General features: G+C 70.0%; 16 protein-coding genes and 1 tRNA gene. 1 reads left to right on the forward strand and 16 read right to left on the reverse strand.

Annotated features, from left to right (window positions below):
• Positions 1-188: 188 nt before the first annotated feature.
• From thrC to A6P39_RS15380, 5 genes are all read right to left on the reverse strand, one after another.
• Positions 189-1,247, reverse strand: coding sequence for a threonine synthase (gene thrC / locus A6P39_RS15360; RefSeq protein ID WP_067054251.1), 1,059 nt, complete (start codon positions 1,245-1,247; stop codon positions 189-191).
• 6 nt (positions 1,248-1,253) lie between these two features.
• Complete coding sequence (locus A6P39_RS15365) at positions 1,254-2,552, reverse strand: homoserine dehydrogenase (RefSeq protein WP_067054376.1); 1,299 nt, start codon at positions 2,550-2,552, stop codon at positions 1,254-1,256.
• Positions 2,553-2,712: 160 nt separating this feature from the next.
• Complete coding sequence (lysA, locus tag A6P39_RS15370; protein ID WP_067054253.1) at positions 2,713-4,104, reverse strand: diaminopimelate decarboxylase; 1,392 nt, start codon at positions 4,102-4,104, stop codon at positions 2,713-2,715.
• A 54-nt stretch (positions 4,105-4,158) separates the two neighbouring features.
• Positions 4,159-5,202, reverse strand: a complete 1,044-nt coding sequence (gene nrtL, locus A6P39_RS15375) for an ArgS-related anticodon-binding protein NrtL (RefSeq protein WP_067054260.1) — start codon at positions 5,200-5,202, stop codon at positions 4,159-4,161.
• 264 nt (positions 5,203-5,466) lie between these two features.
• Complete coding sequence (locus A6P39_RS15380) at positions 5,467-6,069, reverse strand: response regulator (protein ID WP_067054263.1); 603 nt, start codon at positions 6,067-6,069, stop codon at positions 5,467-5,469.
• A gap of 151 nt (positions 6,070-6,220) precedes the next feature.
• On the opposite strand from A6P39_RS15380, the gene A6P39_RS15385 reads away from it, so the two are divergent.
• Positions 6,221-6,292: transfer RNA gene (locus tag A6P39_RS15385), tRNA-Arg, on the forward strand.
• Positions 6,293-6,422: 130 nt separating this feature from the next.
• Here A6P39_RS15385 and A6P39_RS15390 read toward each other — a convergent pair.
• The 11 genes from A6P39_RS15390 to A6P39_RS15440 form a co-directional block, all read right to left on the reverse strand.
• The gene (locus A6P39_RS15390; protein ID WP_159396179.1) at positions 6,423-7,070 is read right to left on the reverse strand and encodes a hypothetical protein; all 648 of its coding nucleotides are present in this window, start codon (positions 7,068-7,070) and stop codon (positions 6,423-6,425) included.
• A gap of 35 nt (positions 7,071-7,105) precedes the next feature.
• Complete coding sequence (locus tag A6P39_RS15395) at positions 7,106-8,575, reverse strand: tyrosine-type recombinase/integrase (protein ID WP_067054267.1); 1,470 nt, start codon at positions 8,573-8,575, stop codon at positions 7,106-7,108.
• The gene (locus A6P39_RS15400) at positions 8,572-8,763 is read right to left on the reverse strand and encodes a helix-turn-helix transcriptional regulator (RefSeq protein ID WP_100109146.1); all 192 of its coding nucleotides are present in this window, start codon (positions 8,761-8,763) and stop codon (positions 8,572-8,574) included. Before A6P39_RS15400 ends, A6P39_RS15395 begins: the two co-directional genes overlap by 4 nt.
• Positions 8,747-9,922 carry an AAA family ATPase gene (locus tag A6P39_RS15405; RefSeq protein WP_079133737.1) on the reverse strand — a complete coding sequence of 392 codons (1,176 nt, stop codon included), beginning with the start codon at positions 9,920-9,922 and terminating at the stop codon, positions 8,747-8,749. The genes A6P39_RS15400 and A6P39_RS15405 overlap by 17 nt, the downstream gene beginning before the upstream one ends.
• Positions 9,919-10,821, reverse strand: a complete 903-nt coding sequence (locus tag A6P39_RS15410) for a bifunctional DNA primase/polymerase (RefSeq protein WP_067054271.1) — start codon at positions 10,819-10,821, stop codon at positions 9,919-9,921. The genes A6P39_RS15405 and A6P39_RS15410 overlap by 4 nt, the downstream gene beginning before the upstream one ends.
• A gap of 87 nt (positions 10,822-10,908) precedes the next feature.
• Positions 10,909-11,388 (reverse strand): single-stranded DNA-binding protein, encoded by a 480-nt coding sequence (gene ssb, locus A6P39_RS15415; protein WP_067054379.1) that lies wholly within the window; start codon positions 11,386-11,388, stop codon positions 10,909-10,911.
• 5 nt (positions 11,389-11,393) lie between these two features.
• Positions 11,394-11,582 carry a hypothetical protein gene (locus A6P39_RS15420; protein WP_067054272.1) on the reverse strand — a complete coding sequence of 63 codons (189 nt, stop codon included), beginning with the start codon at positions 11,580-11,582 and terminating at the stop codon, positions 11,394-11,396.
• On the reverse strand, positions 11,579-12,175 hold the full coding sequence (locus A6P39_RS15425) for a hypothetical protein (protein ID WP_067054274.1): 597 nt from the start codon (positions 12,173-12,175) through the stop codon (positions 11,579-11,581). Before A6P39_RS15425 ends, A6P39_RS15420 begins: the two co-directional genes overlap by 4 nt.
• A gap of 13 nt (positions 12,176-12,188) precedes the next feature.
• Positions 12,189-12,383, reverse strand: coding sequence for a hypothetical protein (locus A6P39_RS15430; protein WP_067054276.1), 195 nt, complete (start codon positions 12,381-12,383; stop codon positions 12,189-12,191).
• On the reverse strand, positions 12,380-12,577 hold the full coding sequence (locus tag A6P39_RS15435; protein WP_067054277.1) for a hypothetical protein: 198 nt from the start codon (positions 12,575-12,577) through the stop codon (positions 12,380-12,382). Before A6P39_RS15435 ends, A6P39_RS15430 begins: the two co-directional genes overlap by 4 nt.
• A 17-nt stretch (positions 12,578-12,594) precedes the next feature.
• Complete coding sequence (locus A6P39_RS15440) at positions 12,595-12,849, reverse strand: hypothetical protein (RefSeq protein WP_067054279.1); 255 nt, start codon at positions 12,847-12,849, stop codon at positions 12,595-12,597.
• Between the last annotated feature and the right edge of the window lie 74 nt (positions 12,850-12,923).

Consider the following 12,923-nt stretch of genomic DNA (forward strand, 5'->3'; position numbering starts at 1 on the left):
GACCCGTCGGGCCACAAGGACGGCGCGGCGCCGTGCCACACGCCAGGGCATATGCGGTGGGCGGGTTGAGTACAGCCTATCGAAGGAAGGTTCTGTGGCGACATAGGGCGCACAGGAGGCGCACGATGCGTGTCGCAAGCCCCCTGTGCACCCTGTCAGGGGTTTCCCCCCGGGGTTGCCGCGGTCGCTCAGGAGAGGCCGAGGCGCTCGGCGGCGGTGGCCGCGTCGACCGGGACGGTGACCGGCTGCGGGGCGCCGGCGACGGCCCAGTCCGGGTCCTTCAGGCCGTTGCCGGTGACGGTGCACACGATCGTCTGGCCCGGGTCGACCTTGCCCTGCTCGGCGGCCTTGAGCAGACCGGCCACGGAGGCGGCGGAGGCGGGCTCCACGAAGACGCCCTCCTGCGCGGCCAACAGCCGGTAGGCGCGCAGGATTTCACGGTCCGTCACCTCGTCGATGACGCCGCCGGACTCGTCGCGGGCCTGCAGCGCGTACTGCCAGGAGGCCGGGTTGCCGATGCGGATGGCGGTGGCGATGGTCGAGGGATCCTTGACCACCTCTCCACGCACGATCGGGGCACTGCCCGAGGCCTGGTAGCCCCACATCCGAGGCGTCCTCGAGGAGATGCCGTCGGCGGCGTACTCCTTGTAGCCCTTCCAGTAGGCCGTGATGTTGCCCGCGTTGCCGACCGGCAGGACGTGGATGTCGGGGGCGTCGCCGAGCATGTCCACGATCTCGAAGGAGGCTGTCTTCTGGCCCTCGATACGCACCGGGTTGACCGAATTGACCAGCGCCACCGGGTAGTTGTCGCTCAGGTCGCGCGCGAGCGCGAGGCAGTCGTCGAAGTTGCCGTCGACCTGGAGGATCTTGGCGCCGTGCACGAGGGCCTGGCCCATCTTGCCGAGGGCGATCTTGCCCTGCGGCACAAGCACGGCCGACACCATGCCCGCGCGCACCGCGTAGGCGGCCGCCGAGGCGGAGGTGTTGCCGGTGGAGGCGCAGATGACCGCCTTGGCCCCCGCCTCCTTCGCCTTGGAGATGGCCATGGTCATGCCGCGGTCCTTGAAGGACCCGGTGGGGTTGGCACCCTCGACCTTGAGGTGAACCTCACAGCCCGTGCGCTCGGAGAGCACCTGCGCGGGCACGAGGGGGGTACCGCCCTCGCGGAGCGTCACGACCGGCGTGGTGTCGGATACCGGCAGCCTGTCCCGGTACTCCTCGATGATTCCGCGCCACTGGTGGGTCATTGCTGGTTACTCTCCTTCAACCCGCATGATGCTGGCGACACCCCGCACGGTGTCGAGCTTGCGCAGCGCCTCGACGGTCCCGGTGAGGGAGGCGTCGGACGCCCGGTGGGTGACGACGACGAGGGAGGCCTCGCCGCCGCCGTCCTGTCGTCCTTGCTGCCGCACCGTGTCGATCGAGACGCCGTGCCCAGCGAAGACGGTGGCGACCTGGGCGAGCACGCCCGGCTTGTCCGCGACGTCGAGGCTGATGTGGTAGCGCGTGACGACCTCGCCCATGGGCGAGACAGGCAGGGCGGCATACGCCGACTCACCGGGCCCCGTTGCGCCGTTGAGCCGGTTGCGGCAGACGGCGACGAGGTCGCCGAGCACGGCGGAGGCGGTGGGAGAACCGCCGGCGCCGGGGCCGTAGAACATGAGCTGGCCGGCCGCGTCGGACTCCACGAAGACGGCGTTGTACGCGCCGCGCACGGAGGCGAGCGGGTGGCTCAGCGGAATCATGGCGGGATGCACGCGCGCGGTGACGGACCCCCCGTGCGCGGCCCGCTCACAGATGGCGAGCAGCTTGATGGTGCAGCCCATCTCCTTGGCGGAGGCGAAGTCGGCCGCCGTCACCTCGGTCATGCCCTCGCGGTAGACGTCGTCGAGGCGCACGCGCGTGTGGAAGGCGATGCCGGCGAGGATGGCGGCCTTGGCGGCGGCGTCGAACGCCTCGACGTCGGCGGTCGGGTCGGCCTCCGCGTACCCGAGCGCGGTGGCCTCGTCGAGGGCCTCCTGGTACCCGGCGCCCGTGGAGTCCATCTTGTCGAGGATGAAGTTGGTCGTCCCGTTGACGATCCCCAGCACCCGGTTGACCTTGTCCCCGGCGAGGGACTCGCGCAGCGGGCGGATCAGCGGGATGGCACCGGCGACGGCGGCCTCGTAGTACAGGTCCCGGCCGTGCTCCTCGGCCGCGGCGTGCAGGGCCGCCCCGTCCTGGGCGAGCAGGGCCTTGTTGGCGGACACGACCGAGGCGCCGTGCTCGAAGGCGGTGGTGATGAGGGACCGGGCGGGCTCGATCCCGCCGATCACCTCGACCACCACGTCGATGTCCCCGCGTTTGACGAGGGCGGTGGCGTCGGTGGTGACGAGGTCCGGGGCGATGCCCTCACGCACCTTGCCCGGGCGCCGTACGGCCACCCCGGCCAGTTCCACCGGGGCGCCGATCCTCTGGGCGAGGTCGTCGGCGTGCGTCGTCATGATGCGCGCCACCTCTGAGCCGACAACCCCACAGCCCAGCAGCGCCACTTTCAGCGGACGCGTACGCATCATCCGACCTCGTTTCCTCATACCGTCTACGGTTGGACCAGTCTCACTCACCGGACGGGAGTTTCTACCCTTGGTCCGGATCGTGAGACATGAATTTCATTTGTACGGGGCTGGAAGACAGGAGATCTTCCAGCCCTTTTCTGCCGTGGCTTGCTCTCGCCTAGCCGACGTCGAGCCGCAGGAGGTCCTCCTCCGTCTCACGCCGGACGATCACCCGGGCCTCGCCGTCCTTCACGGCGACGACGGGCGGCCGCAGAACGTGGTTGTAGTTGCTGGCCATGGACCGGCAGTACGCACCGGTGGCCGGTACGGCGATGAGATCGCCCGGCGCCAGGTCGGCGGGCAGGAACGCGTCCTTGACCACGATGTCCCCGCTCTCGCAGTGCTTGCCGACCACGCGGACCAGCATGGGCTCGGCGTCGGAGGCGCGGGAGACGAGGGCGACGCTGTACTCGGCGTCGTACAGCGCGGTCCTGATGTTGTCGGACATGCCGCCGTCGACGGACACGTACGTCCGCAGTCCGTCGAGCGGCTTGACGGTGCCGACCTCGTAGAGCGTGAAGGCGGTCGGCCCGACGACCGCCCGCCCGGGCTCGACGGAGATCCGGGGCGTCCGCAGCCGGGCGGCCTCGCACTCCCGGGTGACGATCTCCGTCAGGGCCTTGGCGATCTCGTGCGGCTCGCGCGGATCGTCGTCACTGGTGTACGCGATGCCGAGCCCGCCCCCCAGGTCGATCTCGGGCAGCTCGACGCCGTGCTCATCACGGATGTCCTTGAGCAGGCCGACCACGCGGTGGGCGGCGACCTCGAATCCGGACATGTCGAAGATCTGCGACCCGATGTGGGAGTGGATCCCGATCAGCTCGAGGCCGTCGAGCTGCAGAGCCCGCCGTACGGCCTCGGCCGCCTGCCCGCCGGCGAGCGGGATCCCGAACTTCTGGTCCTCGTGGGCGGTGGCGATGAACTCGTGCGTGTGCGCCTCGACGCCGACGGTGATCCGGATCTGGACCTTCTGCCGCTTGCCGAGGGACTGCGCGATGTGGGCGACCCGCACGATCTCCTGGAAGGAGTCGAGCACGATCCGCCCGACCCCGGCGCGGACGGCCCTTTCGATCTCTTCCACGGACTTGTTGTTGCCGTGGAAGGCGATGCGCTCGGCGGGCATGCCGGCGGACAGGGCGGTGGCCAGCTCGCCCCCCGAGCACACGTCGAGATTGAGTCCTTCCTCGTCGAGCCACCGCACGACGGCACGCGAGAGGAAGGCCTTCCCGGCGTAGAACACATCGGCGTCGGGCCCGAAAGCGGTGCGCCAGGCACGCGCCCTGGCCCGGAAGTCGGCCTCGTCGAGGATGTAGGCGGGCGTGCCGAACTCCTCGGCGAGCTGGTTGACGTCGACACCGCCGACGGTGACGACCCCGTCGGCGGTGCGCCCGACGGTCTGGGCCCACACCTTGTGGTCGAGGACGTTGAGGTCGGCGGGCGGCGCGGAGTAGTGGCCCTCGGGCAGGACGTCGGCGTGACGGGGCCCGGCGGGGTGGGCGGAACGGCTCATGACGGTGACTCTCAGACTCTCTGTCTCTCTCCGGGGCGTCCTGGGCGAGGGGCCTCAGAGGTGTTCGGGTGCGTCGATGCCGAGCAGGGACAGGCCGCCGGCCAGCACCGTCCCGGCGGCTTCGGCGAGCGCGAGCCGGGCACGGTGGGCGGCCGAGGGTTTCTCCTCGCCGCTGGGCAGCACGGAGGGCAGAAAAGGCAGCACGGCATCGGCGACGGTGACGAGATGCCGGGCAAGCCGGTCCGGGGCACGGTGGGTGGCGGCCGCGGCGAGGATACGGGGGTGGTCGGCCAGGGGCGTGAGGAGATCACGGGAGACGACGACGGCGTCATTGCCTCCGTCGGTACTGGTACTGGAACGGGTACCGGTGTCGATGGCGGGCTCGATGGGACCGGGCTCGGCGCTGAAGCCCAGGCGGGCGGCGTTGCGGCTCACCGAGCGGACGCGGGCGTGGGCGTAGCGCACCCGGAACAGCGGATTGCTCTCCCGCTGGACGAGGTGGTCGGCGGTGATCCGGGGCCGGTCGTGCGGGGCGGGGTGGAGCAGGGCCCACTGGGCGGCGTCGGGCCCGAGCGGGGCGGGGTCCTCCGGCGCGGGCACGGGCCGGAGAGTGACGGGTTCGGCATGCTCGACGGTGGCCCGCCCGCCCTGCGCGGCGACCAGCCGTACGACGGCGTCGGCGACGACCTCGGCCCGGACCTCGTACGGCACCCGCAGCGCGACGACCTGCCCGGCGAGCGCGTCACCGTGACCGTACGCGGCTCCGCGGGCCCGGATCTCCCGGACGACGGCGGTGACGAGGTCGGCCTGTGCCTGCTCGGCGAGGCTGATGTTGAGGAACCCCGGACCGGTGACGACGACCTCACGGATGCCGGCGGCGTCGGCGAGCCGGGGCAACAGGATCTCGGCGACCCGCCGCGCCGGCTGCCCGGCCGGCCGGGCGAGCTGCAGCGCGATGGTCGTGGCGTAGTCCCCGCATCCCCCGGGCCCCGGCTCGCTCACCACGGCCCGCTCGGGCACGGCCACGCTCAGCTCCCCGTCATCGACAGCACGACGCACCGCGTGCAGCACGGTGCGGGACAACTCGACGGGGGTCACGGGACAAGCGTAGGGGAGGAGGGGGACGGGTAGGCGAAGTGGTTCTCACTGTGGGACGGAGAGCGACACGGCCCGTCTCCGCCGCGCCCGGCAGGACATAGGAGTCCAGCCCCCGCGGTACCGCATTGCCCGCCGCAGGAGACCAGTCCCCGCGGCACTGCGCTGCCCGCCGCAGGAGACCAGACTCCGCGGTACCGCGCTGCCCTGACCGCCGTAGGAGACCAGACCCGTGGTGCCGTACTGTCCGCGACCCGTGGTGCCGCTCTATCCGCCGTAGGAGATGCGGCCGGGAATGCCGTCGGCGAAGCCGTCACCGGCCCCGCCGTCGCCCCCTTCCCCTTCCCCTTCCCCATCCCCTTCTCCGTCCCGGTCCCCGTCGCCGGCTCCGCCGCCCCGGCGCCCGCGGCCTCCCCCGAGCCCTTCTCCCCGTCCCGCATGACCGTCCCCGCGCTCGATCAACTGCTTGACCAGCCGCACGAGTTCGGCGGGCTCGAAGGGCTTGGCGAGGAAGGCGTCGACGCCGGCATCGAGTCCGCTCTCGACCTCGTGCTGCGTGCACGCGCTGATGATGGCGAGGGGGAGGTGGTGCGTACGGGGATCGGCGCGGAGCCGGGCGGCGGTGCGCAGGCCGTCCAGCCGGGGCATGACGACATCGAGCGTCACGACATCGGGCCGCACCTGGTGCACCACGTCCAGACACTCGGCACCATCGGCCGCGGTCACGACCTCGAGCCCTTCCAGCTCGAGATTGACCCTGATCAGCTGCCGGATGACCTTGTTGTCGTCCACGACAAGGACCCGACCCGAGGCGCCTGGCACACGTCGAGAGTAGGTCCGGACCGGCCACCGCGTCCGGGTTTTCCCCACTTCCGCCCCGTACAGGGGCCCGTTCCTCCCCGCACCGGACACCCGTTCCGCCCTGCCGGTCCCCGGCCCCGGGAAACGGGTTCCTGATCACCCCGCCGGACCTGCTAGTGTTCTACCCGTCGCCGCGAGCGAGCAGCTCCGCAGCCGACACGCCCCCGTAGCTCAGGGGATAGAGCAACGGCCTCCGGAGCCGTGTGCGCAGGTTCGAATCCTGCCGGGGGCACTCGCCCAACCACCTACGGAAATCCGTACGTGACCAGGGCGGATGCCGACAGAAGAGGGCGGGAGTCAGTCTCACTGACTCCCGCCCTTTCTCACTCTCGATCACGGTTCGCGTGTGAGGAGCGTGTGGATCAAGCCCTGGCGAACTGGATGACAGTCCTTGCTTGGTCGTAGAACTCCTCCCGACTCTCCTGCAACCCAGCAATGCTGGGCCGTGGAGTGCCGTTCTCAATGGCTCGTACCGTCGTCGCGGCCCAGCGCCCGTGGACCTCGAAGACGTTGTTGGCGCGCTCACGGAGGTCGGAGTCCCGCATGACCTCGATCACGGGGAGCGCTTCGTCGTGGTGCTGACGCACGAGCGTCACGCACTCGGCGTACAACTCTGCTGCTATAACGTCCGGCTCCTCCTGCGCCGCCATAGTCTTCTCCCGGAATCCACGGAGCATGTTCGAGATGGCCGTAGCTGCGGCGACCACCTGCTCTCTCACACGCTGTTCTTCGGCAAGTACTGATTCATGAATACGTTTGGATCGCTCTTGCCTGTCAGCATGTTCTTGTCTCGCCCTCTCCGTACGGGCCGTGAAGTAATGAGCGGTCAACGCAGTCAGGGCAGCACTGATCAAGGCGGCTCCGGCAGATATCAGCGCCGTTACCCACTGACTGTCCTGGACAACGGTAGTCGTGACGCCGCCGACTTTCGTCGTCGTACTCTTCGTAGCGCAACCGGCCACCATGACCATGAGAATGAAGGGCGCTACCCGCCTTCCAACCTTTCGCATGGCTGGTGACTGTAGCGCCCAGGGCGGACAGAGGATCACTGAACGTCGGTTTCCCACCCCATGGTCTTCTCGATCTTCTTGTTGTTCTCCTCTTCGCTGTCGTCGATGACGCCCGCGTAGCGCCGGTGGATCACCTCCGGCGAGTTGCCGGCGCGCCGGGCCACCTCTGCCACCGGGAGGCCCGCACGGAGCCAGTTCGTGATGCACGTGGCCCGGAGGTGGTACGGCTTCCGAGCCAAGGGCGAGGCCACCTTGTCCGGCGGGAGCGCGTAGGGTCTGGCTTCCTGCCACACTCGCCAGTAGCTGGAGGTGCCAAGCAGGTCCCCCCGCTCATTAGGGAAGAGCCGCCCGTCCTTGGCGGTACCGAACTCCTTCAGGTGCGTTCGGAGCATCGCCACCAGAACAGGCGGAATAGGTACCGGCCGGTCCGTGCCAGGCTCCCGCGACTTCAGCCCCCGCTTGTCGTGCCGCTCACCCGAATCGGTCCACTTCTTGCCCGAGATCGGACGCGTCTCCCAGAGGGTGAGGGTCCCCCATCCCTTTTCTGGGAGATGGCAGTCAGAAAACCGGAGCCCGACCACTTCTGCCGGGCGCATCGCTGCGTACAGGATGCAGGCGAAGAACGCGACAAGTCGCCGCCCCCGGTTACGGTGCACCGAGCCGACATACGAGACGGCCGTAAGGAGCTGCCTTCCCTGCGACTCATTAACGAGGACCCGTGGATCCACAGCATCGCTCCCATTGGAGGTAGCCCGCTTCACTCCGGCCAGGGGATTCCCTTCTAAATATCCCTCCTGAATTGCATAGTCCATGGCCGTGTTGAATCCGCGACGGCGACGCTTGTACGTATCCGCTGCCGCCGGTTTGCCGTCCAGTTTGAACGACAGCCGATAGTGGACGTCCCGCACGACCTTGGAGTCCCTAAGAGCCGACAAGGGAAGAGAATGACTCGCCAGCCACGCACAGACTTTCTCCAGGTCTGGCGGGGGCTCTTCGTCCTTGTGAGCCGGTACGACGGCCCACCGCACGGCACGCCGCACGTCTTCCAGATCCGGTGCCCCGGGGCTCTCCCCCAACATGCCGAGAGCTGCGGTGGCGAGACTGTCCGCCAGCCCCTCGCGCGTCTTCGCCGCGGCAGTGCGCCAGCGCATTGCCATGTACTCGCGAGTGAAGTCCCACCATGACGGGTCCGGTGCGGCGCTCGCCTTCTCGGCCGCTGCCCGAAGCTCCGATTCGGGTAGCCCAGACTCCACGTCGAAGGCTTCACCCTTGCGCATGGCCCGCCAGAGTTCCGAACGGCGGCTCTCGGCGAGCGCCGACGTCGTGAAGGTCGCGTGGCGGACTTTTCCAGCGACCACCCAACGGAGTTGGTAAGGCGCCGTCTTGCTGGAAATCTTGCTGACTTTCCAGACACGGACGTCGGTGGAAAGCGTGGGCTCCTCATGCCCGGCCGGGCGCTCGACTTCACGAGCACCCGGGGTTGCACGAGTCTTGCGATTAGTCACGCGGCTTCCTCCAGAGCGGCAATCCAGCGCTCCAGTTCCGAACGGCGGATCCGTACTGCACCGTTCGGGAGCTTGATTGCTTTCGGTCCTTTCCTCTGCTGTCGCCAGCGGTAGAAGGTCGACAGCGGTACGCCGATTTCCTCAATGACCTGAGGGATCGTGAGCATCTCGTCACGCGCCACGGTCAGTTCCCTCCGAGTTCTCGCCAGCGGAACGGGAGCCGGACAGCTGGGACAGTCCCGATTCCGGCTGTCCCATCTGTTCGTGCAGGTCAGATGGGATACTGGGACAGTCGGACAGCTCGGACACCCCCGGCGTGCCCTGTGTCCGGGTCTCGGTGTCCGGGTAGTACCGGCCGCCGGCGTCTTTGGTCAGCTGTCCGTCCGCGGCCATGCGCGAGCAGGTGCGGCGGACGTTCTCGGCGTCGAGCTGCGGCAGCGCGGCGACGATGTCCCGCGGGCGGGCGCCGGGGCGCTCGCGGACGTGGCGGAGGATGGCCGCGCGGGTGTCGCCGATGGTGTGGTCCGTGACCGGGCCGTCGAGCATCTGCCAGGCGCCGGAGGCGGCTTGGAAGCTGAGCGCGTACTCGGCTTCGTCCACGTCGCGTCCGGTGACGTGCAGGATCCCATCCGCCTGCCCGCGCGCCCGCTTCAGCACCAGCGTGGCGTCAGCGGCTCCGGCGATGCCGTTCGTGCCGGACACCTCCGTGAGGAAGTCTTCCGAGCCGGCCTTGCGGACGTGGTGGACGAGCACCACGGCGATGCCGTAGTGGTCGGCGATCCGCTTGGCGTAGCCGACGGCGACATAGTCCGCGTCGTAGGCGGACACGCCCTGGGGGGCGGGACCGCGCATCTTGGCGAACACGTCGATGACGACCATGCGGGCGTCTGGGTTGCGCTCCAGCCATCCGGCGATGGCGTCGCTGCCGCCCTGGGGGAAGGGCGGGCATTCGGTGACCAGAGTCAGCCCGGCCGGGGCCGCCTGCCCGCCCAGGATCTTGCCCATGCGGGTCTGGAGACGGCGTGGGGTGTCCTCCAGGGCGAGGTAGAGCACCGGGCCGCCCTGGACGGGGACGGAGTCGAAGGCATGGCCGCCGGCCGCGACCGCGAGGGCCAGGCCGAGGGACAGCCACGACTTGCCCACCTTGGGCGGTCCGGCGAGCAGAGTGACGCCCTCGGCGAGGATGCCGGGCACGGCCCACTTCGGCTCCGGGAAGTCCGCAGCCATGAGCTGATCCGCGGTCCACGCCGTGCGGGGCCGCTCCCGCTTCGGCGGTGCCTCGCGGACCGTCTGCGGGTCGGTGGGCACGGAGTACAGGTGCAGCGGAGGGATGGCGTTGCCGGTCATGCCGCGACCTGCCGGGGGCGGTTGGCTCCGGCACGCAAGCCGGAAGCGATGGTGCGGCGTGCCTCGCGCTCCCCCTGGCCGACGCTGAGAGCAGCCTCGGTGAGCTTCTCGGTCACCGCCTGCGCGTCCAGCTCTCCCCCGGCGACCAGCTGCCCGAGGGCCACGGAAGCGTGGTAGAGCGCGTTGTTGTGCTCGTGCGCCCCGGAGCCAGTGACGCGGGCCAACTCGCCGTTGAGCGCGGCGGTCAGGAACTTGCCGCGTCGGTCGCGGGTGGTCAGCGGGACCGTGACCGGTCGCTGCGGCGGCAGGGGTGCCGGGCGCAGCAGTGTGGCGAGCCAGTCGGGCAGGGGCGCCACGGGGGCGTGGTGAACGGTGGCGTAGGGGCGTCCCATCGCAGTGCTGCCCGCGGCGACGACGTAGCCGCCTGCCGTGCGGGTGTCGATCTTCCAGCCGAGCCCGTTGCCCTTGTCGCCCGCGGTGTTGCGCAGAGACTCGCCGCAGGTGGGGGCGGTGAAGTACAGGTGCAGTCCGCCGCGGCAGGTGCGCACGGTGTGGGTGTCGCAGGGGAAGGGCTGGCCGTGGCGCTCGCACAGCACTGCGAGCACGTCCGCGCCGTCACTCACACCCGGCTGGGTCCACGCGGCTGGCGGGGTGTCGTCCGGTGTCTTGGGGGTGTCGAGGTCGATGACGACCAGCCGTGAGGGACCGGCGGCGATACCGACGTTGTAGGGGGCGTGGGTCCAGCATCGGGTGATGCGCTCGCGGTCGGTGGTGGCGCGGTTCTCCCAGTCGCGGACTGCGGGGCGCTTGTCGCCGGGGATGAGGGGGAAGACGTGCCAGCCCCGCGACGCGGCGTCGAGCGCAGAGACGAGCTGGTCGTGGGGGCGCGGTTGCGTCATGCTGGTGGTTCTCCTTGTTCCTTGGAGGGGCGAGGGAAACCGGGGTGGGTGCAGGCTTTGGCGAGACGGCACCCACCCCGGGCGCATCTAGAACGGCGGCTCGTCACCGGTCGACGGCGCGCCCCAGCCGGACGTCGCCGGAGCCCCGGGGCTGGTGGACCAGCCACCGTTGGACGGGGCCGGGACGGCGCCGTTGGTGCGCTGGAGGCGGGTGACGGTGGTGGTGGCGAAGCGCAGGGACGGGCCGATGTCGTCCACCTCCAGCGCGAGCATGGAGCGGTTCTCGCCCTGGTCCGTCTGCCAGTTGTGCTGGCGCAGGCGGCCGGTCACGACCACGCGCATGCCCTTGGTGAGGCTGTCGGCGATGTGCTGGGCAAGGTCGCGCCATGCGGTGCAGCGCAGGAACATCGCGGTGCCGTCCTGCCACTGTCCGGAGGTCTTGTCGTAGCTGCGCGGGGTGGAGGCGACGGAGAACTTGGCCATGCCCACGCCGCTGGGGGTGAAGCGGAGTTCGGGGTCGTCGGTGAGGTTGCCGACGATGGTGAGCGGGGTCTCTCCCACGGACATGTGGATCACTCGCTTTCGGTGTGGATGGGGTTGGTGCTGGAGTCGCGGTGGCCGGCGGTGACGTACAAGCGGGTGCGTCGGCCGTCTCGGGTGGGGTACCGGCGCACGGCGCCGGTCTGGAAAGCAGCGGCCAGAGCGCCGCTGACGCGGTCGGCGTCGCCCGATGCGCAGATCACGCGGATCTCGAACGTCACCGGTCCTCCCGTGCGGTGGGGAGTCCGGGCAGCCCCGCGGCTTCCAGGGCGGTGGGGTCGAAGCCGGGCAGCGTGGCTCGGGTGACGAGCGCCTGGGCAAGCTGTTCCGCGTAGGCGGTCCCTGTGCGGGCCACTTCGATCTGCGTGGTGGCGCGGATGGTCTCGACACGTTCGATGTGGGCGTGTTCCTCGCGCCGCTCGCTCAGGTGCCGTTCGTGGTCGAGGGCGTCGCGGCGGTCCTGGCGCCAGTGGCGGGCGGCGAAGCAGTAGGCGAGCACGGTGGCCAGCGCCCACAGCAGCAGCGGCAGGGACAGGCCGTCGGAGTATCCGGCGACGCCCGCGAGGGCGAGGCTGCCGGAGACGGCGTAGCCGGTGGCGGCGAGCACGGGCTCTCCAACTCGGGCCAGGGACGCGCCGCCGGCCGCCGCTCCGGCCGCAAGGACCGTCATGAGGGCGGCGTTGCCGACGGAGTGTTCCGCACCGTTGGCGTTCCAGATCCGGGCGAGGGCGAGCACGGTCGTGGTGGCGACGGCGGGCGCGGCCTTGGGCGCGGCGGTGATAGCCCAGTGCCGTACGACGAAGGGTTCGTTCACGGGATGCCTCCGGTCAGTGGCCGAGCTGGGACAGGAACCGGGCGAGGGTCGCCACCAGGTCGTGAATCGGGCCGTAGGCGCCGGTCCCGGCGGTGAAGAACCCGAACAGGAACAGCAGCACCGCGGCGCCCGCGCCGGTCGACCTGGTCTTGATGGCGACGGCGGAGGCGAGACCGAAGAGCAGCACGGCCGAGAAGGTGAGGATCATCGGCCCGTCTCCGGGCGCGAGCCGAGGTGGGCGGCGCGGGCGCGCATCTCGGCTATGAGGCTGCGGAGTTCATCGAGGGTGACCGGCGGCTCGCCGGACAGAGAGCGTTCGACGCGGGCCAGATTGAGGAGGTCCGCGGCTTCGTCGTGGACGATGACGATCGGGGGCGTGGTGGGCTCGGGGTTGTGGGTCATGGGTGGTCCCTTCGTGGTCAGTCGGCGGTGCCGGCGCGGTAGATGCGGGCCCAGCGGTTGTAGAGCCAGCGGCCGGCGCGGATGCGCTTGCCGGTGGCGTGGCAGCGGCGGCAGTCCTTGCCGCGCTTGAGCCGTCCCTTGCGGTCGGTCTTGAGCTGGTGGCCCATGCCGCGGCACTTGCGGCAGTTGCCGAACGGCGAGGCCGCACACAGCCCGCCGTAACTCAGAGTGACTATGAGCAGGCAGGCGATAGCAAGGAGGATGGGGGTCACGGATGCCCTTCCTGGCGGTTTTCAGGGGTTTCCGCAGGTGGGTCGCTAGCTACTAGCGACCTGATCAGAGCGCG

It is taken from the genome of Streptomyces sp. FXJ1.172 (assembly GCF_001636945.3).
GTDB lineage: Bacteria > Actinomycetota > Actinomycetes > Streptomycetales > Streptomycetaceae > Streptomyces.

Coding starts and splice junctions, on each gene's coding strand:
- thrC (WP_067054251.1), bottom strand. CDS start 1,247: ATGACCCACCAGTGGCGCGGAATCATCGAGGAGTACCGGGACAGGCTG.
- A6P39_RS15365 (WP_067054376.1), bottom strand. CDS start 2,552: ATGCGTACGCGTCCGCTGAAAGTGGCGCTGCTGGGCTGTGGGGTTGTC.
- lysA (WP_067054253.1), bottom strand. CDS start 4,104: ATGAGCCGTTCCGCCCACCCCGCCGGGCCCCGTCACGCCGACGTCCTG.
- A6P39_RS15390 (WP_159396179.1), bottom strand. CDS start 7,070: ATGCGAAAGGTTGGAAGGCGGGTAGCGCCCTTCATTCTCATGGTCATG.
- A6P39_RS15405 (WP_079133737.1), bottom strand. CDS start 9,922: ATGACCGGCAACGCCATCCCTCCGCTGCACCTGTACTCCGTGCCCACC.
- A6P39_RS15410 (WP_067054271.1), bottom strand. CDS start 10,821: ATGACGCAACCGCGCCCCCACGACCAGCTCGTCTCTGCGCTCGACGCC.
- ssb (WP_067054379.1), bottom strand. CDS start 11,388: ATGTCCGTGGGAGAGACCCCGCTCACCATCGTCGGCAACCTCACCGAC.
- A6P39_RS15430 (WP_067054276.1), bottom strand. CDS start 12,383: ATGATCCTCACCTTCTCGGCCGTGCTGCTCTTCGGTCTCGCCTCCGCC.
- A6P39_RS15435 (WP_067054277.1), bottom strand. CDS start 12,577: ATGACCCACAACCCCGAGCCCACCACGCCCCCGATCGTCATCGTCCAC.